Genomic DNA, 25594 nt, shown 5'->3' with positions numbered 1-25594 from the left:
ACATTATTCTCTTCTTTTGCATAGGTATACGTCACATGCCATGCAGTGATAAGCTCATTCGGCTCTGATTGTCTGATCTTCAGCTTATTTACTTCATGGGATCGAAGTTATGAAAAAAATGATAATTGGCCTGTCTGCAGCTGCTATTGCAGCGGGTGTTCTGGTCGGGCCGAAAGTAATCGGCGACAGTGTAGAAAGTCGATTGGCGGCAGAGATCAGCCGCGCCAATAATTATCCTGGATTGACAGTAGAGCTGGAAGACTTTCAGAAAGGCTGGTTTGCCTCCAGTGCAGTGGTCAAGGTTGACTTTATTCCGCCATTATCCAAAGAAGAAGCGGGTGATTTTAAAGGAATTAAATTCCAGACCGCTCTTGAAATTGCTCATGGTCCCTTTACCTTCCAACACGGCCTGGGGTTAAACCGGTTCAGTTGGGAATCTCATATTATTAATACCCCTGAATTGGAGCAGAAGCTGGCAATTTCCGAACCTGTCTATCGTTCTGAAGGGCAGGTTAGCTGGTTTGGAAATATCTCTTTTAATGAAGTGGTTCCTGCATTTGAGGTTACTGAAGGTGATGTGACTTTGCAGTTCAGCGGCTATCAGTCAAAGGCATGGACTGGCAGTGATGGGTTCATTAATTATGATGGTGATATCGCCCAAATCGAAATAGGTGACAGTGATAAAGTAGTAAAGCTCGATAATCTGGATCTGACGCTGTCAGCTGAGCTGTCTATGGATAAGTTGATGAGCTATGAGCTTTATGACGGCGAGTTTCAAATTTCAGTTGGTCAACTGGCTGATGGCGAAGTGTTCAACGTCAGTGATATCACCATGGTTACCGATATTGATGTCAGCCCTGACGCATCCAAAGCTGATATGCAAATACGCTATGGTGTCGGTAAAGTCGAAGTGGATGAATTTCAGGTGTCTGAGCTGGGATTTGATATCTCACTGTTAAACTACAGCAGTGCTTTCAATAAGGCTTATAACCAGACATTTGCAAAGCTGCTTGATGGCGAGCCTTTGGCAGAAGAAGTTATTAACCAGATTGCACTGGACAGTCTGCCGCTGCTGCTGGAAACCAAACCGGAATTTAAAATCGACAGCCTGCGGTTTACTCTGCCAGAAGGTAAATATGACAGTAATATGAGCCTGAAACTGTCGGACTATAGCCTCAATCCTGAACTGTTGAACGATGAAAGTTACTGGCTTAAAAAACTTCAGCTGAGTGCATCTTCCAGCGCTGACAAAGCACTGGCAAAGAAACTGGCTGAGATGGTTATTGCCGAGAAAGTGAAAAGCAGTGGCAACTTTACTGAAGCAGAAATTCACAAAATCAGTGAACAACAGGCTGAAATTGTACTTGCCAGTCTGACCGCTCAAGGAATACTGGTACACAACGAACAGCAATACACAGCTGAGTTTTCAATGGAAGAAGGCAAAGCTGTTCTGAATGGCAATCCCGTTCCGCTGCCTGCAATCTAAAATGTGTTAACAGCTCTGGCTCATGCCAGAGCTGTGTCGTTTAACTGTTTCAGCTTTCTGCAGCAGCCTCTTCTGCAGGTGCTTCTTCTTCCGGCGTTTCAGCTTCATCGGGTTTGGGGTTATATTTTTGCTCCAGCGGAGGCAGTATTTCGTTGTCCAGGAAAATATCCAGATCTTTCATTATCAGCTCCTTGACCGGAGCCATATCGACGCCCTCATCTGCAGAGCCATCCCGTGCATTTTTGACCAGCTCTTCAACAATTTTGGAAAGCTCGGGAGCAATGTGTTGTTTCAGCTTGGGCATCACCAGTCCAAGCTGAATTCTGAACGCCAGATCATCAGCCATTGCATCACCCTCATTGGTTTTCAGGATTGTTTCAATATAGGCAGGCTTGAAACTTGATGCTGTTTTTTAAGTCGTGTTGGCGTGAAAGATTACCGGCCTGCGGCGATGCTCAACCCCAGTTTGGTGTACTGTTGGTAACGCTCATTTGCGTTTGCTCCGTCCGGAAGAATAGCGGTCAGGTTGATAGCACCTGACAGCGCCTGAGCGTACAAAAAATCTGGCGGCAAAACGACCGGCTCACCAGCTGGCATCAAACTCCCTCCGCTCCAGTAGACAGCCTGGGCCAACCATCCAGGACCATTCTTGTGCCCGCAACGTTTGGCAGCCTGATCACCAAGCCGGCGATTGCTGTCATCGGGCTTATGCAGCCATGCCCGTGTTACGGCCAGAGCTTCCAGCTCATCAGGTGCCCAGCTGTTATCTGCAGACTCGACACAGTTTAATGCCCAGCTGAAAGCTTCCCTGATGGGCAGGCCGTAACAGAGAAAAGTGATCAGATCACCGGCCAGATCCTGCTCCTGCAGGCGTGCGATGTAGTCAGCAACTGAAGGGTCATCCAATAGCAGCGGTTCGCACTCGGGGCGGAGATCATAGCGATCTGTAACTTCTTTTGCTTTGTTGTAGGGAAGCTTCTTGAAACGGCTCATGGCTCATGCTCCGCTGCATTAAAGGAAGATTACTGTATCAATTAATCATGGCGAGTCCGCCCTGAATTTTTACCATTGCAGCCCCCTTGATTTCAGTCATGGTGTTGCCATTCACTGAAACCATCAGTCCTTTTACTTCTGTCATTGCTGATCCTTCAATCGTTGCCATCACGGACTTCATTTCAGCTCGCATCTGGCCATTGATGCTGACCTGGGGTGCTTCTATCTTGACGCTATCCGGAGCGATGGTAACTTTGCTACCCCCGACGCTGAGCTCGATTTTGGTTTTGGCGCTCATTTTTATTGAAGTGGCATCAAAGCTCATTTCATTGTTTGCACTATGCTTCTGACTGCTGCCTGCACTGGTCTCTAGGTTACTGGATGCCTTGATTGTACCGCTGGCATCAGTGGAGAAACTCATATCCTGCTTGGCTTTCAGATCCCAAGTCTCATCTGTAGATACAGCAATGGCTTTATCTGCATGCCAGTCGGCTTTTCCTGTAATAGCCAGCGTGTCATCGTTGCCTATCCGGGTTGAGCGGTCATTGAGCACTTCCACTTCCAGATCTTTCTGGGACTTCAGCTGAACCTTTTCTTCCTTGCGCCGGTCATCAAACAGCAGGTGACTGCCTTCATCAGAGCCACCCTGGGTTGTGGAACGGGATATCAGGCCACAGATTTCAGCTGTGTCGAACGGCGTCTTGTGCTGTCCGTTCCAGGCCGAACCCAGAACCATTGGCAGATCCGGACAACCGTCGATAAAACCGATCAAGACTTCATCGCCGACCCGGGGCAGAACCTGAAAGCCAAATCCGTTGCCACAAAGTGGTTGCATGACTCGCAGCCAGCAACTCGCTTCTTCATCCTTGTTGTCATCTTTGTCCCAGTGAAACCGGACTTTAATGGCACCCTTACCATCGGTATGAAGTTCACTGTTATCTGGACCACAGACCCGTGCACTTTGCAGACTGGTTATTTTGGGGGCAGGCACCAAGGGTGGACGATAGGGGGTCTCCAGTGGCATGCAGGTAAAACTGTTACGGTATTCAATACCGGAAGATTCGGCGGTATCAATCAGCCGGTGGGATACTGATAACAGCAGGTAATCCCCGGTCTGCTTTTTATCAGGATGCTGTTCGAGTCTGAAATAACCTCCGGTACAAAAGCCGGCCTGCGAGGACTCGCCATAAACAATATTGCCTTTGGCGTCACTGGCTTCAGCTTGAAGGGTATTAAGCCGGCGGCTGTCACTCAATGTCAGGCAGGCAGGATCGAAAAGATGACAATCCATTTGCAGCCCGCTACTCCAGCGTGTAGCTGCCGATGTGCTGCCACTGTCGGTTGGCGAAGCCTGATCGGGCTCGTAGCCCCGGGTGCAGTGAGACAAGGGGCCGATATTACGTGCCGGCTGCCACTGCTGCACGGCATCAGTAAAATTGGCTGCGGCAATATAATGCCCGACGTTAGGGTTACACTGGCTGAAGGTATGGTTATTGTCACTGATCACCATGCAGTGACCATCAGCTTTATGCTCAAAGAAATAGTGCAGACTGTCCTGCCTCAACAGTCGGTTAATAAAGGCACCGTCGGATTCATTGTACTGCACGCAATATTCACGTCGTGGTGGTTTGCTGCGATTATTGAAACGATAGCTGCCTTTAAGTCCATGCTCCTGTAATAGTTTGTCGATAATTTCCTGACTGCTCAAATTCTGAAAAATACGACAATTAACCCTCATTGAAAGCAACCATAACCAGGGGCGAAAAGTCACTTTCCAGGTTTGAAGTTCTCCATTTCGTGAATACCCGGTATTGCATGCGGTAGCGACCAGCCCGTGAAAATAACGTGCCGTGGCTTTTCTCTTACCTGTCATGCCAGAGGTATAGCGCACTGCAAACGGCTGCCCAATTAATGACTCCGAATCCAGCCCTCGCGCCAGTAGTACCGCTTCGCCACTATAGGATTCGCACAGCGATTCAGTGAACGATAGCTCGGTTACCGGCAGAACTGTGCCATCCTCCAGTCTGGCACTGAGCGCCCGGGTTTCGGGATCAGGGATTTGCACCATGATGAGGTATCTCCCGATAACTGGAAAATGATGAGTTCTCGGCAATAGTTAAGCCTGTGAACGGTTTGCTGTCACGGTCAGCAGACATCAAGGGGTATCAAGGGTTGCTAAGGTGATTAGCCTAAGGTCAAAGGGAAGCTTATGTCAGAGCATCACTTGCGTGTTGTCCGGGCTCATTGTGCCGTTGCTGTCCTGATCATACTGACAGCCTGCAGCAGTGCTCCCAAACCTGTCAGCCCGGAACCGGATATTGAAGATATTCTGCAGACGGCAGGCGTAATGAAGCCCGCTGTTACACCACTTTCCCATAGTTTGCACTGCACCGGGAAAAGTACCCGGTGTTATGTCGATGCTTTGAAATTGTTGCCCGCGTGGACATTTCCGGAGCCGGACCAGCCTCTGTTATTGAGTGAAGAGCAGCAGGAAGTCATGTATCGCCGTTTTTCCGACCTGATGCCAATATTTGAAGAGCGTGCTGCATCAGGAAACCAGACCGCTCAGCTGACACTTGGGCTGATCAGAATGCGGGGGCAGATGGCAGAACCTGACCCTGAGCGGGGAATGAAGTTGTTGAGACAAGTTGCAGACAAAGGTGAGTGCCTTGCATCATGGCGTCTGGCGGCCAATCTGTTTGCAACCAATACCGATCAGGCTGTGTTCAGACTGAGGCAGGCGGCTGAATGCAGTTATCAACCTGCACAGGTTTTGTTGGGTTTGCTCTACCGGGATGGCAAACATGTGCCGGTACAGTATCAGCAGGCAAGGTACTGGCTCAGTCTGGGGGCTGCCCAGGGCAGTGCCGAAGCGGCTGCAAATCTTGGCCTGATGCAGTATTACGGTATCGGAGGTATCCAGAGTGAAGAGCAGGCCATCAATAGCTGGAGTCTGGCCGCTCTGACAGGAGAGCCCCGTGCGGCATACTGGCTTGGACTGGTGGAGTCAGGACGGTTTCAAACAGATAGCTTGACCAAAGCCCGGCAGTATTTCCGTCAGGCTATTCCGGCTGTTGTTCCGGCCTGGAACCAGCTGGGGATTCTGGATTTGAAAGTTGAGCGAAGTAATGACGCTTCCGAATGGTTTGAGGCCGGGGCAAAGGCAGGAGACCCTCTGGCAGCTTACAATCTGGGATGTTTGTGGCATACCGGAAATGGCCTGACCCGAAATGACCTGCAGGCGCAGGGATGGTTAAAGCAGGCAGCAGCACAAAATTTACGTCAGGGACAGCGGTTACTGGGGTACCTGATCTGGAAAGAGAGTCGTGGCAGTGCAGATTACATGGATGCAGCAGAGCTGCTGGAAGCGGCTGCAAGCCAGGGGGATATCTACAGCCTTTATCTGCTGGGCGTGATGCGGGCAACAGGCCAGGGTTTGGTGCGGGATTTATCCCAGGCCTATATTCGTTTCAGTGTGGCTGCGGCCTATGGATCACCTTCCGCTTCGTCGATGCGGGATGCCGTAGGACGACAGCTGTCTTCGGATGAGCTGGAAAGCGCCCAGCGTCGGGCGCAGTTCCTGTATGAAAAAATGCTGGATCGGGGTGCAGTGCTGGAAGCTGTGTCTGAACCCCCGAAACAACTTATTGAACAACAGCTTTGAACAACAGGAATAAACAACGGGTTCAGTCAGGTATCATAATTGTGATACCTGATACCCCTTCTGTTGTAGCAGTGTAATAACGCTGTCCTTACCCAGCAGGTGACCGACTCCAACGAGCACAAACTCTTTATCTTCGTCAGTCAGCATTTTTTCGATATGAGCGATCCAGTTTTTGTTGCGTTTTACGATCATCGACTCATAAAAAACCGGATCTGATTCAATGACCGGCTTCAGGAAAATCTCCTCCATGGCCTTGATATCTCCCGCACGCCAGGCTGGCAGGAAGTTGGTATACATCGCTTCAAACTGACCAACCTGCTCAATATTGGAGCGGATAAATTCATCCTCGTAACCCTTGCCCAGATTGCGGATCAGATCCACCTGAAAGCCCAGACTTTCAAGATACTCCTGACTCTTGTTATCGCGTTGGGATAACTGATCAAAATAAGCATCTACGCCCTCGCCAAAAAGCCGGGCGCGCTGGGCCTCCATTACTGCCATCAGGGTAACAATAAATCCCGGCTTGAAACTGTTGAATGCTTCAAGGTCTGCGCCAAAACCACTGAAATAATGGCTAAGAGCCTTATAGGTTTCCTCCGACAGCATCCGGTCGAGTGTTCGGCCGTCAGCAAATGTCATTTCCATCATCATCTGCTGCTGAGCCTGAACCTCCTGTGGGCCGGGGACATCAGCTTCCAGTACGACAGATTCGCTGTTTCGGTATGCGGTTTGGAACTCTTCAGGCAGGGGAAACTGGGAAGGCGGAAGGAAATGAATAGTACCACCCAGATAAAGGTGCTGATTTCCTTTGGATACTTTCCAGACAGAGCTTGCGGCATTAGTCACTACTGGCGCAGACATCAGGCCAATTACAGATAAGCAAAGTATGGTCTTACGAAATACAGCTGTGAATTTCATTTGTTGTTTTTTATGTTAGACGGTCGTCCATCATCTTAACTCCTGTAAATCAGGTCAAATATCAACACCTGTCTCGTCGGAATCAAGCTGCACACAGACTGTGACGGGATAGTCTATTCTTCCAGTCTCACGCTTTATTTAAATTTCTGGCTTGTACGGCGTTTATGTTTCTTACGGCTCAGCATATTGAGGCCATGCAGCAGCCCTGTTCGGAAGAGCTGCCCTGTGGCGAATGGATCAAGGCTGAGCGGAGCCGGTTCCGGCCATTGCGCAATGACTACAATATTGCCCGTACTGCTTTCCGGCAGATGCAGCAGGAAACTGATGGTGCTCTCCGTCAGCCATTGGAAGAAAAGTGTCGTGAAAGTTGGGAAAACCTGAGCCGGCAGTTGATTGAGTTGTCGCAACAGGAAACACATGATCTGGAGCTCTTGGCGTGGCTATGTGAGGCCCAGTTTTTTGCACCGAGGCCCTGGGAATGTGTTGAAAGAACTCTGGAACTGCTATATGCATGGTTAGAGCTTTTCTGGTGGAATCTATATCCCGGAGCGCCACAGCAGCAAGACTCGGGGAACGCAGGTAACGGTGCTTCCGATACGGGAGATCAGGTTGAAGGTGAGGATAGAAAAGCTGATGCCGGTTCATCAGAAAACTGGCAGGACTTTCCCGCAGAGCAATTGAAGCAGCGAGTAGCACCGCTGCAAATGCTGGCCGGTGAAAGTGAAGAGAGTGGCTTGCTGGTGATGCCGATGCGACTGGCACCATTGCTGTCCGGACTGAATCTGGCTGACTTTCTGATTGCAGAGCAACAGGGGCAGCTCCCGGCGCTGCTGGAAGAATGGAAGCCGCAAATGCAGTCGCAGCAAAAAGTGCTGAAACAGAATGTTGAGTCGATGTGGCATATCGACCAGCTGCTGGAGTCGATGGATCAGATGCTGGAGCAGCGTGCCAAAGGCATCTGGCGGATCAATAGCTTTAACCTGCTGCGAAGAGCGATCAATAAAGCACTGTCGTATCTTGAAACGCTGGCCAAACCGGCAGGAGTATGGCCGGAAAAGCCAAAAGAGGAACCGGAAGTTGCACCGGTTGTTGATGAAATAAAGCAAGATTCGACTGTAGATGTTACCAGTGATGATACAGCCGCAACTGATGAAGCCCAGGTAAGCAGCATACAGGCAGTGCCTCTGGCGACAGGGCTGCCAGCAGGTGATGCGATAACCGGAAGAAATCAGGCCTACGCTCAACTGCGACAGCTGGCAGAGTACTTTCGGCAGGCGGAACCCCATAGTCCGGTTACCCTGTTACTTGAACGGGCTCTGTACTGGGGTCGGCTACCGTTACCGCTGTTAATGCAGGAACTGGTTGGCAATCATGCCGGTGCCTTGAACAGGATCTGTGATCTGACAGGAATGAAACTGGATGAGGAGCTGGAACTGATGCCTGAGCCCCAGGTTACGACCAGAGTGCAGCCCCCGGTAACTCCCCCGGTTTCGAGTATGACAGCAGCCACTTCCCCTGAAGTTGCAGTCTCTTCTGTACCAACGACATCAGGCGACAGCGCCGAGCGTTCTCCGCCGCAAGTTACCGCGACGGATTCAAATAGCAGCTCATCACCGGCAAAACCGGCAGACAGTGCTGATGATGGCATGTTTCAACAACTGATCTGAGGAATCTAACCCATGGCCAGCCTTTATATGCGCATTGAGGGTGGAGATGTACAGGGAGGTTCAACAGCTGTTTTCACCGGTGGTGACAGCATGAGCGAACAGGGCTGGTTCGCGGTAAAAACGTTTTCCTGGGGGGCAGTACGCTCGGTTGGTATGGATATCGGTAACGGTATGAATGCCGACTCAGGGATGGTTGCCATGAATGAAATGACCGTCACCAAGGAAGTTGATGGTGCCTCTGAAAACCTCTTGTCCTCACTTTATATGCCAGGGGATGAAGGTAAAACCATTGATCTGATCTGTACCAAGCCGGATCGCTCTGGCGAAGGCGCTCAGGTTTATATCCAGTTAAAGCTGGAAAAAGCACGGCTTGTGTCGTACTCCATTAACGGTAGTGACGGTGCTACACCCTTTGAATCGCTTTCCATGGCGTATAACACTATCAAGGTTAAACACTGGCATGAAGCGGAAGGTGGCAAGCTCGAGCCAGGTGGTCTGGTTGCATACGACCTGCCTACAGGCAAGGTTATTTCAGGCAAGAAGTAGTCTCCAGTAAATCTACCCGCTGGTTATTTGGCTTTGCTTTTGGGGAGGTCTGTCAGATTTGCAGGATTTTAAACCGCAAGACCTTGATTCCCGGCAGCATCACCGTGTCAGTTTGACCTGTGAAATTGAAACCCCTGAGGGGCGTGAGCAGGTTGAACTGCCTTTTACTGTCGGTGTGCTGGGGGATTTTTCCGGCAATCTGGAACCCGATAGCTCTGCTGCAAGGCTGTCATTGCCTCCGGAGGCCCTGCGTGCAGGGCTTCCTGTCGGGAGAGCGCTTAAGCGTGCTCAGAGCAGCCAGCAGGGACAGGGAAAAAAGCCTCTTCGTGAACGACGTTTTGTTGATATCAACAGCACAAACATCAGTAGTGTCATGGCATCTATTCGGCCAGGGTTGTCATTCAGGGTTAAAAACAGATTGCTGGCGGATGGCGGTGAACTGCAGGTGTCGCTAAAGTTTTCATCACTTGCCGACTTCACCCCGGCTCGTATTGTCGGACAGGTTCCTTTTCTGGCACGACTGCATCGGGTGCGCTGTGATCTGGCGAGCCTGAAACACAAGCCGGATCGAATGCAGCAATTGCAGGCTATGTTGCGGGAATTACAAAACAGCGATCCGGAGCTGCTGGAATATCTGAGAAGAAAGTAACGCTTAAGCTGAAGCGGGATCTGCCAACTCTATACCTGCAAAATATGGATCTGCCGTGGATCACTGGGATCATTTTATAAATAATCTGCTGACAGAACTGGATACCTTGCTGAGTCAGCAGCTTGGTGAAATTCTGCGCCACCCTCTCTATAAAAATCTGGAAGCCCGCTGGAGTGCATTGGAAACGCTGGCGCGATTGCCAGTCAATCACCAACAGGTGCAGCTGAGAATTCTGGACTGCAGTTGGGAAGAACTTTCCGATGATCTGAACAATGCGATGCGGATTGAAAGCAGCGTGCTGTATCAGCGGATTGGGCAGGAAGAATTGAATACTGCGGGTGGACAACCCTTCGGCTTATTAATTGCGGATTATGAACCCTGTGCCGATATGTTGCGCTTTGCCGAGTTTCCCGGTTTTTCCACCTGGGATGATCTCTATACCCTGCAGCTAGTCGCCACGTTGGGCGCGAAGTGTTTATGCCCTGTAGTGACATCGTTGTCTGAAGCGTTTATCGGGGAAGGGGATGAGAAAATAACAACTTCTCCGGTTAGGCTGAATCGCTGCTTTAACGAACCTGAATATGCCAGCTGGAATCTTTTACGACAGCAGGATGAAGCCCGGTTTCTGGGAGTCGTCTGGCCGCCTGTCAAGGTAAGGTCTGCATTTGATGGCGTCTGTGATGGCTTCATTTATCGTGAAGAGGATCCACAGGAAGCGATGATCTGGGCCAGTGGTGCCTGGGCTTTTGCTTCTGTGGTGATGCGGGAATTTGATCGTCTTAACTGGTTTGGCTACCTGCGTAGCTGTCAGGCCGGCCAGTTTCATGGCGGGATCGTTAATCTGCCGGGGTATTCAGATGAAGCTTCAGGCTTTCTGGTTATGCCTCAGGTTCGCTACAGATTGTCTGAAGGGCTTGAGAGCGCCTGGCGAGAGCAGGGCTTTATGCCTCTGTCTACCGGCTATATGACGGAGTACCTGGCATTTTTTGACAATAACTCTGTTTATCAGGCTGGGGACAGCAGTGATGAAAAAATCGGTGCGATGCTGCAGAGCACGCTTATGGGATGTCGCTTCGGTCACTATTTAAAAGTTCTGATTCGCAGCCATATCGGTGGTTTTGATTCTGTGCTGGAAGCAGAAACCTGGCTGGATCGCTGGCTGCAGAATTATTGCAGTGAAGTGGACTATGGTGAAGACAGTATTATGGCACGCTATCCGTTACGCCGTGCCTCGGTGGAGCTGGAGGAAGAAGGCAGCAGTCCGGGTTGTTACCAATGTGTGATTCGTCTTCAACCTCAGTTTCAGTATGACTATCTGGCGTCAGATATCGTCGTCAGAACTGAGTTGTAATCAGAATTGAGCTGTAGTCAGAATTAAATTATTAGCAGCTGGAGTAAAGATGGCAGATTTGCTGCAGGCGCTGAGTCCCGAATGGCCGATGATTTCCGATGATCCGGAACGTAATGCTATTGCCGTTCACTTGTTGCAGCTGTTGAGCAGCCGCAAGCCATTGTTTGCTCCGGAGCTGCTGGTGCAGCAACAGCTGTTTTTGCCTGAGTTGAATTATTCTCTTTGCCACTTCGGGGTGGCGAATTTGCAGTCTTTGCGAAACTCACAACAGCTGCAGGATTATTGTCACGAGCTGGAACAACTGGTCTGCACTTTTGAGCCGCGCATTGCAGATGCGCTGGTATCACTGTTACCCGGAGATGGTCGGGATAATACCTTGCAGTTGAAAATCCGGATTACGCTGGCTGATACCCGGCGTCAGCTTAATCTGGAAACCCGCATTCGTCTGGACACCGGTGACTGTCGCTTCCGGGAGGCCGGGCGTGACTGACTCTTTACTTCACTACTATGCCCGTGAGTTGGGTTTTCTGCGTAAGCGGGCGCGGCAGTTTGCCCGTGCCCATCCGGATACTGCAGAAAAGCTGGGCATGGATGAAGGCGGTGTCACTGATCCACATATCGAACGTCTGCTGGAAGGAGTTGCCTTTCTAAACGCAAGGTTGCATCAGCGTCTTGATGACAGCTGGCCTCAATTGAGTGACAGTTTGCTCAGACTTCTTTTTCCATTGTTTTCCCGGGGCTTGCCTTCTTTTGCACTGCTGGGTGTTGATCCGGATAAAAGTCTGGACCGGATTGTTCAGCTGGAAGAGAACCAGCACTTTGAGGCAGAAACACCTGACGGTGAGGTTTGTACATTTCGCAGCTGCAGGCCAGTCCAGTTAACGCCGCTACGAATAGAGGGTGCAGCTCTGAATCTGGCGCCTTTCCGGTTTGTACCGGATGTTCCCGCCAGTGCCATGCTGGAGCTGAATATTGGTGGGTTGGTCGGGGGAAAAGGCGTCAGTGATATTCAGTGTGACCAGCTGGATATTCAGATTGTGGCAGAAGCGGCGGTAAGCCGGCAGTTACATGATCTGATCCGGGGGAAACTGCTGGATGTTCGAGCCGGTCCTGGTGCCGGTGATGGTATATCGCTGGGCAAGTCAGCACTTGAGCCTCTGGGGCTGAATGATAACCATCTGTTACCGGTCACCCCTAATACTTTCAGTGGATTGCAGCGGCTGTATGAAGTGGTCGCTTTTCCTGTTCCCTTTCTCGGCTTCAGGGTTCGGGGATTACGGCGGATGATTAACCGTTTTAATCCCCGGCAGATGGTTATCTATCTGATGCTCAAGGATGCACCAGGCAGTTTGTCCAGACTGGTGGAAGCCCGTCACTTTCGGTTGAACTGTATTCCGGTCGTCAATCTGTTTGATATGCAGGCCGAACCGCTGATTCTGGATTACAGCCGGATGCGGGAACGGGTAACGCCGGATGCCAGAGCCGAGTCGAGACTGGAAACTTTTTCAGTCAACAGTGTCACCGAAATTACCCGGCATGAGCCTGTTGAAGTACCGCCATTATATGGACGTCGTTATGGGGATAGTCCCGGAGGGTTGTACTGGCTGGAAACCGGAGGACGTGATCCGTGGGGTAAGCTGCATGCCTATCTCACCATGACTGACATAGACTTTAATCCGGCTATTAACGACCGCAAAATATTTGCTGTGGATATCACCTGCAGTAATGGCGACCTGCCCAAATCGCTGCGGCATGATATCGAGCTGCGTTGTATTGATCTTCATTTGCCGGGCACCAGTCGTTTTGTCTATCCGCCAACAAGACGCAAGCTACCTTCAACCGGATACAGTAGCAGCTGGACTCTGTTGTCTTTATTGCAGTTCAATTTTGAGTCGCTGCTGGTGGCTGAGGAGCCGGTAGAGGGCTTGCGTCATCTGATCCGCCTGTGTTCGCGAGGGGAAAGTGAGGCGCTGGTCTGGCTGGAGTCATTATCAGCTCTGGATATCAAATATATGACCCGGCCCATTGTTATCGCCGGCAGGCATTGCCATGCCCAGGGCGCAGAACTTGGGCTCACTCTGGATAGCCGGTTTCTGGGTGATGCTTCAGTTCATTTATTAATTGATGTACTGGATCAGTTGTTGGCAGGGTTCAGCAGCTTCAATACTTATACTCGACTTAGTATTGAATTGAAGGGTGAGCCCGGGATCTATTATCGCTGCCCGGTGCGTAGTGGGCGAAAAGCAGGGTTATGACCGATGGCCGATAAAGTTTCGATCATTCAGCGACTGCAAGCCTGCCCGGACAGCTTTGAGTTTGAACAGCTTTATCGCCTGTTTCAGCAGCAGGTCTATTGTGAAGGGCGAAGTATTCCCCTGTTTGTGAATGTTTTGCAGGAACCTTTATACCGAGGGGCTGAACTGCAACAGGTTATCTGTACCCGTCGTGGCTGGCGGGCGACCTGCCATATCCCGGTTCTGGGTGGCGGACTGGGTGTTGCCCCCAATTATTTACGGGAGCTGGCCCTGAATCAGACTGATAGTCGCAAAGAGCTGGCAGTCCGGGATTTCTTCGCCCTGTTTGATGACACCTTTATCGAACGGACCTGGCAAGTACGGGTGAAATATGACCTGACCATTCAATATGAAATGGCTGCCAGAAAAGGTGAACAGAATCATCTGTCCCGGCGGTTGTTATCTCTGGTCGGGGTCGGCAGAACCCGTTATCTCGGCTCTGAACTGCTGGTGCCTTATATCGGGTTGCTGGGTAGTAAAACGCGGAACATTCAATCTCTGCAGCAAATTATGACCACTTTGTTTCAGGTCAAGGTATTGCTGCGTGCAGCGCCTCCCCGTCGTACGGTGTTGCCGGAAGACAGTTTATCGAGGCTCAATGCCGATGTAGCGCGACAGGCTGATGCGGGAATTGAGCCCGAGTATCAGAATAACCGGCTGGGACGGGGAGCTCTGATTGGTACAGCCTGCTGGTTTGATGCCTGGCGGCTGGAAATTCTTCTGACCCTTCGAACCCGCAAGGAGCATGAGAGACTGGGAGATAGAAAACTTTGGGATGCCCTGTTTGAACTGGTTCGGCTTTATATGGGACAGCAGACGCCTGTTTCGGTATTTCTGTTACAACCCCGGGCACTGGTGCCTGAGCCGGTGTTATCTGCACGAAGTGGAAAAGCCAGATTGGGTCTTTATCAATGCTTGGTACCGAGAAACAAGCCGAGACAGCTGGTGCAGTTGAGGTTGTAGTGACTGAGGGAAAATAGTGTCAGGAACGGACAGGAGAGAGATATAACAGACCCTGAGCAATCGACTCAGGGTCTTGCTAAACAGAGCTATCAGGCAACCATACTGGCTTTAAGCTTTTTCATGGCATTCTTTTCCAGCTGTCGAATACGCTCAGCGGAAACACCATAACGGTCTGCCAGTTCGTGCAACGTGGCTTTGCTTTCTGTCAGCCAGCGGGAGCGGAGAATATCCTGACTGCGTTCATCGAGCTGTTCCATGGCACGCTGCAGGCTGTCAGCAGCGGACGCATTCCAGTCTGCGTCTTCCAGCTGATGTGCTGGGTCATAGCGGCGGTCTTCCAGCCACGCGGCAGGTGCCTGCCATGAAGTATCTTCATCGCTGTCGTTGGTCGCACCGTCAAAAGCGGTATCCTGGCCTGCCATGCGGCTTTCCATTTCGCGAACAACGTGGGGTTCTACATCCAGGTCTTTGGCTACGGCTGCGACTTCGTCGTTATTCAGCCAGGAAAGACGCTTTTTGGCACTGCGCAGATTAAAGAACAGTTTGCGCTGGGCCTTGGTGGTTGCAACCTTGACGATACGCCAGTTGCGCAGAATGAACTCGTGAATTTCTGCCTTGATCCAGTGCACCGCAAACGATACCAAGCGTACACCCACTTCCGGGTTGAAACGCTTGACGGCTTTCATCAGGCCAACGTTACCTTCCTGAATCAGGTCACCTTGTGGCAGGCCATATCCGGCATAGCTTTTCGCAATATGAACGACAAAGCGCAGATGTGACAGTACTAGCTGGCGGGCAGCGTCAAGATCATTCTTGTAGTAAAGCTTTTCAGCCAGCTCACGCTCCTGTTCCACGCTCAGTACAGAGATACGACCGACAGTCTGGATGTAGGCTTCTACATTCTGACCCGGTACGAGCATATCAACAGTTTGCAGACTGGTTCCCATGATAACTCCAAGTGTAAAACGGAATCACAGTGTACCCTGATATTTTCCGGTCTTCATCCGTGCGAGCCTGTTTGCAGGGTAAATAATCGAGATATTTACTCACATATCTTTACAGGCGACTTTTCTTTACAGGCAACTTTACATTACTGCAGCTGATTCGAAATCATTCCCTGCTGAATCTTGCAGGAGCAATTTCGTTAATGATTTTTAGTCAATCAGAGGCAGATATTCCACCTTCATTTTTGACTTTGATTATGCACGAAAGTTCCTTTGTGAAGGCCTGAAACAAGATGATATTTTTCAGGCCTTCCTACTATTATTTTAGCGCGTATTCTAGCGTGATTTTAAGTCGCTCGAACAGATAGTCCATGACCTGCCGAATTAAATTTCCACACTTCGCAGCTGGCGGCTGCAACTGATAATTGCGCCAAGTACACCCAGCATTGCTCCACTGAAGCAAAGTGCTACCCCGGTGAGAATATCCGGGCCATGGGGGCGAAAATCACTGCTATACAGTCTGGCCAGTTCATTCAGACTGTCATTCAGCCAGAAAGCAAGTGCGCCGGTTAAAATCCAGGCCAGCAAACCACCCAGTAAGCCATACCACATGCCCATGTAAATAAACGGCAGTGTGACATAACCGTCAGTGCCGCCAACCAGCTTGATAATACGAATTTCGGAGCGGCGGTTCTCTACTGCCAGTCTGATGGTATTGCCTATCGCCAGTAACACGGTAATACCGAATAACAAGCCCAGAGCCAGAGCACCCTGGCTGGCCAGCCGGTTTAATTGCTGCAGACGCTGAACCCATTCCAGATCCAGCTGGGCAACATCCACGATGGGGTTTTGCAGCAGTTCGCTTTGCAGCTGCCCGGCGGTGTCAGCACTGACGGTGTCATCGAACTGGATAATAAAGACCGGCGGCAGCGGGTTTTCATTAAGGTGGCGAACCAGGTTGCTGTTGCCGGAGAAAGCCTCATATTCGGCCAGTGCTTCATCCGGGGTCAGATACTGAACCTGAGCCACCTCAGAGGTATTCTCAAGTTTTTTCCGCAGGGCTGATATTTTGTCAGTGGCTGTTTCTTTCTCCAGAAACAGTGTCATTTGCGGTGTTCCATCCCAGCGTCCGGCAACTTCGCGCAGATTCTCGGTACCGATATAAAGCAGCGTCGGTAAGGTCAGGGAAATCGCAATGACGAAGCAGGTCAGTGCGGTGCCCAGCGGAGTTTTAAACAAGCGATGAAAAGCTGTGCTGGCAACTTCCTTATGCAGGCTGGTGAGATAGCTTAGAGAAAACTCAGCAGCTGTCTGGCGGGCCGCTCCACGTGGAGCTGAAGGCTCGTTTGTCTGGCTCATGCTATCTCCTGATCATTGACCAGACGACCCTTTTCCAGTGTCAGGACACGGTGGCGCATGCGGGCAATCAAGGACAGGTCATGGCTGGCAATCAGAACTGTGACACCAGACTGGTTGAAGTTTTCAAACAATCGCATGATATCGACTGAAAGCTTGGGGTCAAGGTTACCGGTGGGTTCGTCAGCCAGTAGCAAGGGAGGTTTGTTAACAACAGCACGGGCGATGCCGACGCGTTGTTGCTCACCTCCGGACAGTGTTTTGGGAAGCTGCTGTTCCCGGCCCGAAAGCCCGACCATCTCCAGTGCAGCCCGCACCCGGCGCTGGCATTCTTCGCGCTCGTAGCCCGCAATCATCAGAGGAAGAGCCACATTGTCAAAGATGGTTTGATCCATCAGCAACCGGTGATCTTGAAACACCACGCCAATGTTGCGACGAAAATAGGGAATCTCACCTCTGCCAAGGCGGGAGAGATCATGCCCTCCCACTTTGATATTACCCTGGGTTGGTCGCTCCATCAGAGCGATCAACCTTAACAGGGTGGTTTTGCCGGCACCGGAATGTCCGGTAAGGAATGCCATTTCTCCGGCCTGCATGCTGAAGTCGATATCTTCAAGACCGCATGACTGACGACTATTCGGGGCTGCGTCAAAACGTTTGCTGACGCCTTCAAACAGAATCAATTTTTTGCATCCCTTGTCCGGCTGTGTGGCTACATGGTAGCTACGGGCTCTGCCAATCCATCCATGGACAGATCGTTATTGTTACAGAGCCCTCTGGCTGGTTATTGTTTGCTGTTGTTATCTATCAGCCTTTACTGGTATCAAACAGGGCTTCAACAAACTCCTCCGCGTTAAACGGACGCAGATCTTCGATCTGTTCACCGACACCCAGGAAGCGGATTGGGGTCTGCAGCTGCTTGGACAGCGCAAAAATAACACCACCCTTGGCGGTACCATCCAGCTTGGTCAGTGCCAGACCGGTTAGCTGTACAGCTTCGTTGAACAGGCGAGCCTGATTCAGGGCATTCTGACCGGTACCGGCATCCAGTACCAGCAGCACCTCATTGGGTGCTTCAGGATCAATCTTGCCGAGAACCCGTTTAACTTTCTTCAGCTCTTCCATCAGATTGTCCTTATTGTGCAGACGGCCGGCAGTATCGGCAATCAGGACATCCATCTGGCGGGCTTTGGCGGCTTCAAAGGCATCGTAAACGACTGATGCACTGTCTGCTCCGGTATGCTGGGCAACAACCGGAATTTGATTGCGCTCGCCCCATACCTGCAGCTGTTCTACTGCAGCTGCACGGAAGGTGTCACCGGCGGCCAGCATAACTTTCTTGCCTTCGCCTTGGAGGCGGCGAGCCAGCTTACCGATGGTGGTGGTTTTGCCCACACCGTTAACGCCGACCACCAGAATGACATAAGGCTTGTCGGACTGGGGAATAACCAGCGGTTTGTTGGCAGGCTCAAGAATAGTCGCCAGCTCCTGCTTCAGGGCAGTGATCAGGGCTTCAGCATCAGCGAGCTCATTGCGGCTGACCTTGCGGGTCAGTTCGTTGATAATTTCGGTGGTTGCCTCGATACCGACATCTGCGGTTAGCAGCTGGGTTTCCAGGTCTTCCAGGAGTTCGTCGTCGATCTCCTTCTTGCCCAGCATCAGGGTGGCGACCCCTTCAACCAGCACATTACGGGTTTTGTTCAAACCCTTTTTCATGCGGCCGAAGAAGCTGCTTATCTTGCTTTCTTCTTCAGGCTGGTCAGCTTCAGTGACGGCTGGTGCAGCTGCTTCCGGTGCAGCATCCTGTTTGTCAGTCGGTACTGCCTCACCAGATGCAACTGTCTCGGTTTCGGCTTTAACCGGTGCTGCTTCTGCTGTTTCAGTATGCTCGACGATATTTTCGATGGAAGGTTCGGATGCCTGGGGCTGTTCAGCAACAACAGCTTCTGTGATCTGCTCTTCTTCTGCAACCTTTGCAGTTGGCTCAGAGACTTCCGGACTGATTTCAGGGCTGGTAGTGTCTTCTTTAATCGAGTCGGCTACAGCTTCAGGCTCAGCCTTGGTCTCGGATGCTTCGCTCTGTGGCTGAACGACTACTTCCTGCTGTTCAGTCGAAGCAGACTGCTCAGGGGCTGCTGTTTCAGAGATCACTGCAGTATCAACTGCAGGAGACGTTTCTTTAGCCTCTTCCTGGCTTTGCTCAGACTCTGCAGCAGCTTGTTCCTGTTCTTTCTTGCCCCACGGCCAGAAGCGGCGCTGGGTAGCCTTTTCAGCCTCTGGCTCAGCAGCAGATTCGTTTGTTTCAGTTTCTTGTTCTACAGCCTCTTCTGTGGCCTGCTCATCCTTACGACCCCACGGCCAGAAACGGCGGGGTTTATTCTCGTCTTTCTCAAACATAGATGTATTACTGCTTGGTATGGCCGGTTCCTGTTGTGACGGTGAAGGAGCCGGGGGCTTAAATCTAGTACACGATGTACCGGCTGGAAACTTATTTGAAAGGAACGCCTGCCGGGCGAGGCTTTCAAATAAATTTCGGACAATTGTCTATCCTAACATTTCTCCTGCATTTCTATGAACAGAACGAGCCCGTATCCGGGTGATAAAAATGAATAAATCTGTGTTGCGCCCTTTATTGCTGCTATTGATGCTGCAGTACCTGTTTATTCAGGTGCTACAGGCAGGCGTGGCTGTGGCTGCAACCAACTCACAGACTCAGGCGTTTGTGCTGGAAAATGGCATGAAGCTGATTGTCAGGGAAGATCACCGTGCTCCGGTTGCCGTGGTTCAGGTCTGGTACAAGGTGGGTAGCAGCTATGAGCCCGCCGGGCTGACCGGGGTTTCCCATATGCTGGAGCATATGATGTTCAAGGGCTCCAATGCGCTGGAGTCCGGTGAGTTTGGTCGCCGGCTGCGGGAAGTTGGAGGCAAGTGTAAATCCAGAACCTGCAATGACTATACCTACTTCTATGAGGTCGTCGCCAAAGACCGTCTGCCGATGGTTATGGCGATGGAAGCCGAACGCATGCTGGGGCTGAAGTTCTCTGATGATGAATTCAGAAAGGAAATCCAGGTCGTACGGGAAGAGCGCCGGCTCAGAGTTGAGGACCGGCCGGTACAGGTATTACGTGAGCGGTTTATGACCCAGGCATTTCCGGCCAGTAACTACAGCAACACCGTTGAAGGCTGGGAATGTGATCTGGAGCGACTGAAAGTCAAGGATATCGCGCGATGGTACCGGCACTGGTATCAGCCCAAAAATGCGATCGTTGTTGTGGTTGGTGACGTTAATCCGGATGAAGTCCGAACACTTGCCGGCTACTGGTTCGGGCGGCTGCTACATGAGAAAACAGTGCCTGCCAAGCATTTGCCATCACTGCCTGAGCCCGGAAAGCGGCAGTTGGATATTGTCGATGCCCGGGCCAGGGTGCCGGTATTGATGATGGGCTTTAATGTGCCGGCCCTGACGACAGCAGAAGTCGAATGGGAACCCTGGGCATTACGAATGCTGGTAGGTGTGCTGGACGGTGGCCGGAGTGCCCGAATGGAGTCGGGGCTGGTGCTTGGTGCTGAAGTGGCATCAAAAATTTCTGCGACCTATAACCCGATTTCCCGCGGTGATACCTTGCTGGAAATAGTAGGTGTCACCAATGTCGGGCTGGATAAGACTCTCGAAGAGCTGGAAGCCGGCATTTTAAGCCAGATCAGGAAAATTCAGGAAAAGCCTCCCGAACCAGAGGAGATGGAGCGAGTCCGACGCCAGCTGGTGGCCAGACTGGTTTATGAGCAGGATTCGATCATTTCGCAAGCGCGCAAGTTAGGCATGCTGGAGTGTGTTGGTCTTTCATGGAAGCTGGCTGATCAGGATCTGCTGTGCCTGCAGGAGGTCACAGCCAAGCAGGTACAGGCCGTTGCCAGACGTTATCTTATCCCCGCCAGAATGTCGGTTGCCCGGTTACGTCCGGCTGTTGATGCTTATGCATCGGCGCAGAGTTCTTCGGGCTCCAGTGGCGAGGGGGCGGTGCAGTGAGGATGCCAGCCTGTCGGGGGTCCAGTCGGTTATCGATGCTGAGCGTGCTGGTGTTCCTGATCATTAGCACCATCTGGATGTTGCATCTGGAAAAACAGCCACGTCAGGACAAACGACTTCCTTCAGGGATCAGCCGTCAGGATATTGAATCAGAGCAGGCACAACTGTCGAATGAACCTCCTGTTCATGTGGTGGAGCCGGTTTACTGGCAAACAGACAGTGGTGTAAAAGTTTACTTTGTTTCAGCACCTGAATTGCCCATGGTTGATATCAACCTGCTGTTTAACGCGGGCTCGGCTCGTGATGGTGAAGAGCATGGGCTGGCCAATTTGACGGTCAAAATGCTGGTTCAGGGGGTTACAGGTATGAATGCGTCGGCTATCAGCCGGCAGTTTGAGCGACTTGGGGCACAGTATAGTTGCGCGATTCAGCGCGACAGTTCAGTTATATCCCTGCGAAGCCTGAGTAGTCCGGATGCATTACAGCCTGCAATCGAGCTGTTAAAACAGGTTGTGGCCAAACCGGCTTTTACCCAGCTGGCATTTAACCGGGTCAAAAACCAGGTGCTGGCTGAATTGAGATACAAAAAGCAGTGGCCGGCCATTCAGGCTGAGAAGGCACTCTGGAAGATAATTTATAGTCGGCATCCGTATGCTCATAACCCCATGGGGACCGAAAGCTCGGTCATGGGGCTTCGTCGGCATGAGCTGGTCAGGTTCCATCAGCAGTATTATGTTGCCAGCAATCTGGTGATTGCTATCACCGGTGATATCGATCTTGAGCAGGCAAAAAATCTGGCAGAAACCGTGAGTGAACTGCTACCGAAAGGAGAGGTGCCAGAACCCTTGCCTGATCCTGTGCCAATGACTGCACCTCACTATCATGCGATCAGAATGGCGACAGAACAGACCCATATTTGTCTGGGGTGGCTGGGTGTATCCCGAACCAGTCCTGACTACCCTGCTCTGGTTGTAGGGAGCTATATCCTCGGCGGTGGTCTGCGAAGCTCAAGGCTTTACCGTATTTTGCGGGAAGAACGGGGACTGACCTATGCCATTACCAGTGAAGTTGTTCCTCTGAAAAAAAATGGCCCGCTGATTATCAAGCTACAAACCCAGACAGATCATGCCAGAGAAGCACTCGCTGTAGTGAAGCAAGTACTGAACCGCTTTGTGGAAGAGGGCATCACAACGGAAGAACTGGAAGCTGCACGACATTATCTTCGTGGCAGTTACCCATTGTCGCTGGATTGTAATGAGGCTATGGTCGCCCGGTTGTGTCAGGTCGGTTTGTTTGATCTGCCACTGGATGAGCTGGCCCGCTTTATGGAGGATGTCCAGAAACTGACAGTCGGGCAGGTTCAAGAGACGGTAAGACGTTATATGAATTTGCAGACCATGTCACAAATCCGGGTTGGTCGGGATGTCATTTCTGCAGCTGAAGAGTAAGAGGATTGCATGAAAAGGAGAGGAAGCGGGCAACGCCGTGGCACATCAACAGGAAGTACACAACAATCCAGATCGGGTGGTCTGCTGCGGATTATTGCCGGCGAATGGAGAAGCAGAAAACTGCCGGTGGCCAGTGTAGAAGGGCTGCGTCCGACGCCTGACCGAGTACGGGAAACGATTTTCAACTGGTTGATGGCAGATGTGCCGGGGGCACGTTGTCTTGATGGTTTTGCCGGAAGTGGTGCACTGGGGCTGGAAGCTCTGTCCAGAGGGGCTGCACGATTGGTTGCGCTGGAGTTTTCAAAATCCGCAGCTCAACAGCTGTCGGATAACCTTCGAACATTAAGTGCAGATAATGCCAGCCTTCATCAGACAGATGCGGTGTCATGGCTGGATAAAAAGGCAACGGAAGTCTTTGATCTGGTGTTTCTGGATCCGCCATTTCGAAAAGGTTTTCTACAGCCGGTTTGCCAGAAGCTGAATGACAATGGCTGGCTAAGTCAGGGCGCCAAAGTCTACATTGAAGCTGAGTCAGAGCTTGGTCAGCTGCCGGTTCCGGAAAACTGGGAGCAGCTGAAATGTAAAACAGCCGGTCAGGTAAGTTATTACCTGTATGCTGTCAGAGGCTAAAAGAAGATAATAAGCTGGGTTCGTATCGGGCTAACTCCAGTGAATAATCTGCATCGTCCACGTGAATATTGCAGAATCAACCAGACTGAGCGCTTTATCTAGCAAGAAATCACCACTATCTGTCGGTGCCTGCGTATTTGTGCTGCAAGGGGGTTTCCGCTACCATCGAGCCGGCTTGAGGCCTGTCCCGGAACCCTGCTTGCACAGGACGATGCAAGTAGTGTGTTTGCTGCCTCGTGGGCATATGAAAACTCTCGATAACAGTGGAACCTGGAACCAATGCATACCGTAATTTACCCCGGAACTTTTGATCCAATAACAAAGGGGCATGGTGACCTGGTCGCGCGCGCGGCGCGTCTTTTTCCGAAGGTGATTATCGCTGTGGCTGACAGCCCGAAGAAGAAACCGCTGTTTGACTTGAAAGACCGTGTAAGGCTGGCGGAAGAAGCCACCGCTCATATTCCCAATATTGAGGTGTGCGGTTTTAACAACCTATTGGCAGATTTTGCCATTGATAAGGGCGCAACGGTTTTGTTGCGGGGCCTGCGTGCTGTCTCTGATTTTGAATATGAATTTCAACTGGCCAATATGAATCGGGTGCTGGCACCTGAACTGGAAAGCCTGTTTTTGACTCCTGCGGAACAATATTCCTATATCTCCTCGACACTGGTTCGTGAAATTGCCTCGCTTGGAGGTGATGTCACCAAGTTTGTAGAGCCTTGTGTTGGAGAAGCACTGAAACAACGTTTTCCTTCAATGGCTAACTGATCAGATTATTCTGACAGATACAGCAGCCATGAGCGTGGGATGTCGCTCATCTATAACATGAAAGTGCAAACCGCCATCAGTGGCGGCATTTTCGTAGTAAGTATGATGTACATTTGAGAGCAACACCGTATGGCTTTGATCATTACTGACGATTGCATTAACTGTGACGTCTGTGAGCCTGAGTGCCCTAACAGTGCCATTTCTCCTGGCGATGAGATCTATGAAATTGAGCCGGATCTGTGTACGGAGTGTGTTGGCCACTATGATGAGCCCCAGTGTCAGCAGGTTTGTCCGGTAGATTGCATTCCTAATGACCCTGACCGGGTTGAGTCGAAAGATGAACTGATGGAAAAGTATCAGATCATTACCGGCCAGGCCTGATTCAGACCAGTGCCAATAAATGACGGGAGCCTTTGGCTCCTGTTTTTATATAACCTTCCTGTAGTTTTGTTTCTCCCTGCCGATAACAAGCTGTTGCCTGCCGCCTTATACCGAGCTATAAATAAGTAAGCCTGATTTGAAATACAATTTTAATAATAAAAATGTACAAAGAAATGTATAAATGAGAGTGCAGGTAAAATGATGTACTGGCGTATTAATCAGGCTGCGCTATAACTTAAAAAAATCAGCAGTAATACGGTTCAGGTGCGAGGCAGGATGCCAAGCATGTATCGTTTCACAACGGACACCTGAACAAACCATGAAGCTACAAAAGTGAATTTGTATCTTCATGGTAAAAGGCCAAAAGAGCCGGACAACGGAAGTTTATAACAACATACAACCAGTCAAGTAGAGGATCAGGCTATGGCACGGAGAAAGCCAAGAAAAGCTGATACTGGTCAAGGTTCCGAATTTGCCTTTTTGGGCAGTAAGGATGAATCAGCAGAAGAGCGTACTGTTGAATCCCGCCGTCGTTTACGGGAAATGATGAATGCCCAGGTCGAAGAATTCCTGGCCAAGGGTGGAAAAATCGAAGAAGTTCCATCCAATGTTACTGCGGATCCACCACGCAAACCCGCCAGCGATTATGGTAATCGCCCGATTTAATCAGGCTGTCTGATTTAACCGAACCCCCTAAGCTGTAATCTTTAGCCCGCTGCTTCAGCGGGCTTTTTTGGTGTTAAGTAATAGTGAACAGCTTTTGATGTAAGGGATTATGGAGAGAGACGAGCGATGCTCCAGTCGGTTTCATTTTCCCGGCTGTATTGAAAACGATCATGCAACCGGTTGGGGCGGCCCTGCCAGAACTCAATCTGCTGCGGAACAACCCTGAACCCACCCCAGAACGAAGGGAGTGGAACCTGTCCCTGCTTGAACTTCTGCTTCATTTTATCCAACTGCATTTCCAGCAGCTTGCGACCACTGATCACACTGCTCTGATGAGAACACCAGGCACCCAGCTGGCTGCCATGGGGACGGCTCATAAAATACTTCAAAGATTCAGCATGGCTGACTTTCTCTGCTGTACCCTTGACGATGACCTGTCGCTCCAGCCCCAGCCAGAAGAACATCAGCGCCACTTGCGGGTTTTCGGCAATCTCTTTGGCTTTATTACTCTCGTAATTGGTGAAAAATACAAAGCCTCTGGTGTCAAAATACTTCAGCAACACCGTTCTAAGGCTGGGAGCTGCGTCCTTGCTGGCTGTAGCCAGACTCATAGCGTTAGGCTCGGGTAGTTCAGCTTCCTGAGCTTGTAAGAACCAACGTTCAAACTGCTCGAAGGGTGTGGCCGCGAGCTCATCTCTGGTCAAACCATCGCGAGTGTAATTTTCTCTTAATGCACTGAGATCCATCGACAGGGTCCATCTAATAAAAGGCGATTTTGATTTGTCTATCCTACCACTGAGGCTTGGGCTCTGGTTATTGCTTAGAGCACAAGAGAGAAGCTAA

24 protein-coding genes are annotated in these 25594 nt (G+C 50.9%); 15 read left to right on the top strand and 9 right to left on the bottom strand.

Going from position 1 to position 25594, the window contains the following annotated elements; translation table 11 throughout:
• Positions 1–109: 109 nt before the first annotated feature.
• Positions 110–1486: a YdgA family protein gene (locus ACYZZ0_RS05555; RefSeq protein ID WP_461535600.1), complete on the top strand. Its 1377-nt coding sequence runs from the start codon at positions 110–112 to the stop codon at positions 1484–1486.
• A 49-nt stretch (positions 1487–1535) separates the two neighbouring features.
• On the opposite strand, the gene ACYZZ0_RS05550 is transcribed toward ACYZZ0_RS05555, so the two are convergent.
• The 3 genes from ACYZZ0_RS05550 to ACYZZ0_RS05540 form a co-directional block, all read right to left on the bottom strand.
• On the bottom strand, positions 1536–1832 hold the full coding sequence (locus ACYZZ0_RS05550; protein WP_461535599.1) for a hypothetical protein: 297 nt from the start codon (positions 1830–1832) through the stop codon (positions 1536–1538).
• Positions 1833–1921: 89 nt separating this feature from the next.
• On the bottom strand, positions 1922–2479 hold the full coding sequence (locus ACYZZ0_RS05545) for a DUF6931 family protein (protein WP_461535598.1): 558 nt from the start codon (positions 2477–2479) through the stop codon (positions 1922–1924).
• Between the two features lie 37 nt (positions 2480–2516).
• A complete protein-coding gene (locus tag ACYZZ0_RS05540) occupies positions 2517–4547 on the bottom strand; it encodes a type VI secretion system Vgr family protein (protein WP_461535597.1) in 2031 nt (676 codons plus the stop codon).
• Between the two features lie 141 nt (positions 4548–4688).
• On the opposite strand from ACYZZ0_RS05540, the gene ACYZZ0_RS05535 reads away from it, so the two are divergent.
• The gene (locus ACYZZ0_RS05535; protein WP_461535596.1) at positions 4689–6143 is read left to right on the top strand and encodes a tetratricopeptide repeat protein; all 1455 of its coding nucleotides are present in this window, start codon (positions 4689–4691) and stop codon (positions 6141–6143) included.
• Between the two features lie 33 nt (positions 6144–6176).
• Here ACYZZ0_RS05535 and ACYZZ0_RS05530 read toward each other — a convergent pair whose 3' ends face one another.
• A complete protein-coding gene (locus ACYZZ0_RS05530; RefSeq protein ID WP_461535595.1) occupies positions 6177–7004 on the bottom strand; it encodes a TraB/GumN family protein in 828 nt (275 codons plus the stop codon).
• A 251-nt stretch (positions 7005–7255) separates the two neighbouring features.
• Between ACYZZ0_RS05530 and ACYZZ0_RS05525 the strand changes: the two genes are divergently transcribed.
• From ACYZZ0_RS05525 to ACYZZ0_RS05495, 7 genes are read left to right on the top strand one after another with little or no spacing between them, the layout of a single operon-like run.
• A complete protein-coding gene (locus ACYZZ0_RS05525) occupies positions 7256–8728 on the top strand; it encodes a type VI secretion system protein TssA (protein WP_461535594.1) in 1473 nt (490 codons plus the stop codon).
• Between the two features lie 12 nt (positions 8729–8740).
• Complete coding sequence (locus tag ACYZZ0_RS05520; RefSeq protein ID WP_461535593.1) at positions 8741–9274, top strand: Hcp family type VI secretion system effector; 534 nt, start codon at positions 8741–8743, stop codon at positions 9272–9274.
• A 58-nt stretch (positions 9275–9332) separates the two neighbouring features.
• Positions 9333–9923, top strand: coding sequence for a type VI secretion system contractile sheath small subunit (locus ACYZZ0_RS05515; protein ID WP_461535592.1), 591 nt, complete (start codon positions 9333–9335; stop codon positions 9921–9923).
• A gap of 55 nt (positions 9924–9978) precedes the next feature.
• Positions 9979–11274, top strand: a complete 1296-nt coding sequence (locus tag ACYZZ0_RS05510; protein ID WP_461535591.1) for a type VI secretion system contractile sheath domain-containing protein — start codon at positions 9979–9981, stop codon at positions 11272–11274.
• A gap of 49 nt (positions 11275–11323) precedes the next feature.
• Positions 11324–11764: a GPW/gp25 family protein gene (locus tag ACYZZ0_RS05505; RefSeq protein WP_461535590.1), complete on the top strand. Its 441-nt coding sequence runs from the start codon at positions 11324–11326 to the stop codon at positions 11762–11764.
• Entirely contained in the window at positions 11757–13529 is a 1773-nt protein-coding gene (tssF, locus tag ACYZZ0_RS05500) for a type VI secretion system baseplate subunit TssF (protein ID WP_461535589.1), read from the top strand. The genes ACYZZ0_RS05505 and tssF overlap by 8 nt, the downstream gene beginning before the upstream one ends.
• Positions 13530–13532: 3 nt before the next feature.
• Positions 13533–14531, top strand: a complete 999-nt coding sequence (locus ACYZZ0_RS05495) for a type VI secretion system baseplate subunit TssG (protein WP_461535588.1) — start codon at positions 13533–13535, stop codon at positions 14529–14531.
• 89 nt (positions 14532–14620) lie between these two features.
• Here ACYZZ0_RS05495 and rpoH read toward each other — a convergent pair whose 3' ends face one another.
• The 4 genes from rpoH to ftsY form a co-directional block, all read right to left on the bottom strand.
• On the bottom strand, positions 14621–15478 hold the full coding sequence (gene rpoH, locus ACYZZ0_RS05490; RefSeq protein ID WP_461535587.1) for an RNA polymerase sigma factor RpoH: 858 nt from the start codon (positions 15476–15478) through the stop codon (positions 14621–14623).
• Positions 15479–15859: 381 nt separating this feature from the next.
• The gene (gene ftsX, locus ACYZZ0_RS05485) at positions 15860–16834 is read right to left on the bottom strand and encodes a permease-like cell division protein FtsX (RefSeq protein WP_461535586.1); all 975 of its coding nucleotides are present in this window, start codon (positions 16832–16834) and stop codon (positions 15860–15862) included.
• On the bottom strand, positions 16831–17514 hold the full coding sequence (ftsE, locus tag ACYZZ0_RS05480; protein WP_461535585.1) for a cell division ATP-binding protein FtsE: 684 nt from the start codon (positions 17512–17514) through the stop codon (positions 16831–16833). The genes ftsX and ftsE overlap by 4 nt, the downstream gene beginning before the upstream one ends.
• Before the next feature lie 124 nt (positions 17515–17638).
• Positions 17639–19228, bottom strand: a complete 1590-nt coding sequence (ftsY, locus tag ACYZZ0_RS05475; RefSeq protein WP_461535584.1) for a signal recognition particle-docking protein FtsY — start codon at positions 19226–19228, stop codon at positions 17639–17641.
• Between the two features lie 208 nt (positions 19229–19436).
• Between ftsY and ACYZZ0_RS05470 the strand changes: the two genes are divergently transcribed.
• The 6 genes from ACYZZ0_RS05470 to ACYZZ0_RS05445 all read left to right on the top strand — a co-directional run bounded on the left by ACYZZ0_RS05470 (position 19437) and on the right by ACYZZ0_RS05445 (position 24751).
• Positions 19437–20858: a M16 family metallopeptidase gene (locus ACYZZ0_RS05470; protein ID WP_461535583.1), complete on the top strand. Its 1422-nt coding sequence runs from the start codon at positions 19437–19439 to the stop codon at positions 20856–20858.
• Between the two features lie 35 nt (positions 20859–20893).
• Positions 20894–22306 (top strand): M16 family metallopeptidase, encoded by a 1413-nt coding sequence (locus ACYZZ0_RS05465; protein WP_461535582.1) that lies wholly within the window; start codon positions 20894–20896, stop codon positions 22304–22306.
• A gap of 9 nt (positions 22307–22315) precedes the next feature.
• A complete protein-coding gene (rsmD, locus tag ACYZZ0_RS05460) occupies positions 22316–22936 on the top strand; it encodes a 16S rRNA (guanine(966)-N(2))-methyltransferase RsmD (RefSeq protein ID WP_461535581.1) in 621 nt (206 codons plus the stop codon).
• Between the two features lie 279 nt (positions 22937–23215).
• Positions 23216–23704, top strand: coding sequence for a pantetheine-phosphate adenylyltransferase (gene coaD / locus ACYZZ0_RS05455; protein WP_461535580.1), 489 nt, complete (start codon positions 23216–23218; stop codon positions 23702–23704).
• Positions 23705–23833: 129 nt separating this feature from the next.
• Positions 23834–24085, top strand: coding sequence for a YfhL family 4Fe-4S dicluster ferredoxin (locus ACYZZ0_RS05450; protein WP_461535579.1), 252 nt, complete (start codon positions 23834–23836; stop codon positions 24083–24085).
• Between the two features lie 423 nt (positions 24086–24508).
• Positions 24509–24751: a hypothetical protein gene (locus tag ACYZZ0_RS05445; protein WP_461535578.1), complete on the top strand. Its 243-nt coding sequence runs from the start codon at positions 24509–24511 to the stop codon at positions 24749–24751.
• A 107-nt stretch (positions 24752–24858) separates the two neighbouring features.
• Here the strand turns inward: ACYZZ0_RS05445 and pdxH are convergent, their stop codons facing one another.
• Entirely contained in the window at positions 24859–25497 is a 639-nt protein-coding gene (gene pdxH / locus ACYZZ0_RS05440; RefSeq protein WP_461535577.1) for a pyridoxamine 5'-phosphate oxidase, read from the bottom strand.
• Positions 25498–25594: the final 97 nt, after the last annotated feature.

The sequence above is a fragment of the Spongorhabdus nitratireducens genome (assembly GCA_947387575.1).
Classification (GTDB): domain Bacteria; phylum Pseudomonadota; class Gammaproteobacteria; order Pseudomonadales; family Endozoicomonadaceae; genus CANDOC01.
This window is presented reverse-complemented; position numbering and strand designations above follow the sequence as displayed.

Bases quoted from the DNA above. Each gene is read 5' to 3' on its own strand.
- ACYZZ0_RS05465 (WP_461535582.1), top strand. From the start codon at position 20,894: ATGCTGAGCGTGCTGGTGTTCCTGATCATTAGCACCATCTGGATGTTG.
- ACYZZ0_RS05470 (WP_461535583.1), top strand. From the start codon at position 19,437: ATGAATAAATCTGTGTTGCGCCCTTTATTGCTGCTATTGATGCTGCAG.
- coaD (WP_461535580.1), top strand. From the start codon at position 23,216: ATGCATACCGTAATTTACCCCGGAACTTTTGATCCAATAACAAAGGGG.
- ftsX (WP_461535586.1), bottom strand. From the start codon at position 16,834: ATGAGCCAGACAAACGAGCCTTCAGCTCCACGTGGAGCGGCCCGCCAG.
- ACYZZ0_RS05550 (WP_461535599.1), bottom strand. From the start codon at position 1,832: ATGGCTGATGATCTGGCGTTCAGAATTCAGCTTGGACTGGTGATGCCC.
- ACYZZ0_RS05530 (WP_461535595.1), bottom strand. From the start codon at position 7,004: ATGTCTGCGCCAGTAGTGACTAATGCCGCAAGCTCTGTCTGGAAAGTA.
- ACYZZ0_RS05535 (WP_461535596.1), top strand. From the start codon at position 4,689: ATGTCAGAGCATCACTTGCGTGTTGTCCGGGCTCATTGTGCCGTTGCT.
- rsmD (WP_461535581.1), top strand. From the start codon at position 22,316: ATGAAAAGGAGAGGAAGCGGGCAACGCCGTGGCACATCAACAGGAAGT.
- ACYZZ0_RS05450 (WP_461535579.1), top strand. From the start codon at position 23,834: ATGGCTTTGATCATTACTGACGATTGCATTAACTGTGACGTCTGTGAG.
- ACYZZ0_RS05555 (WP_461535600.1), top strand. From the start codon at position 110: ATGAAAAAAATGATAATTGGCCTGTCTGCAGCTGCTATTGCAGCGGGT.
- ftsY (WP_461535584.1), bottom strand. From the start codon at position 19,228: ATGTTTGAGAAAGACGAGAATAAACCCCGCCGTTTCTGGCCGTGGGGT.
- ACYZZ0_RS05445 (WP_461535578.1), top strand. From the start codon at position 24,509: ATGGCACGGAGAAAGCCAAGAAAAGCTGATACTGGTCAAGGTTCCGAA.
- ACYZZ0_RS05525 (WP_461535594.1), top strand. From the start codon at position 7,256: ATGCAGCAGCCCTGTTCGGAAGAGCTGCCCTGTGGCGAATGGATCAAG.
- ACYZZ0_RS05495 (WP_461535588.1), top strand. From the start codon at position 13,533: ATGGCCGATAAAGTTTCGATCATTCAGCGACTGCAAGCCTGCCCGGAC.
- pdxH (WP_461535577.1), bottom strand. From the start codon at position 25,497: ATGGATCTCAGTGCATTAAGAGAAAATTACACTCGCGATGGTTTGACC.
- ACYZZ0_RS05545 (WP_461535598.1), bottom strand. From the start codon at position 2,479: ATGAGCCGTTTCAAGAAGCTTCCCTACAACAAAGCAAAAGAAGTTACA.
- ACYZZ0_RS05540 (WP_461535597.1), bottom strand. From the start codon at position 4,547: ATGGTGCAAATCCCTGATCCCGAAACCCGGGCGCTCAGTGCCAGACTG.
- ACYZZ0_RS05505 (WP_461535590.1), top strand. From the start codon at position 11,324: ATGGCAGATTTGCTGCAGGCGCTGAGTCCCGAATGGCCGATGATTTCC.
- ACYZZ0_RS05520 (WP_461535593.1), top strand. From the start codon at position 8,741: ATGGCCAGCCTTTATATGCGCATTGAGGGTGGAGATGTACAGGGAGGT.
- rpoH (WP_461535587.1), bottom strand. From the start codon at position 15,478: ATGGGAACCAGTCTGCAAACTGTTGATATGCTCGTACCGGGTCAGAAT.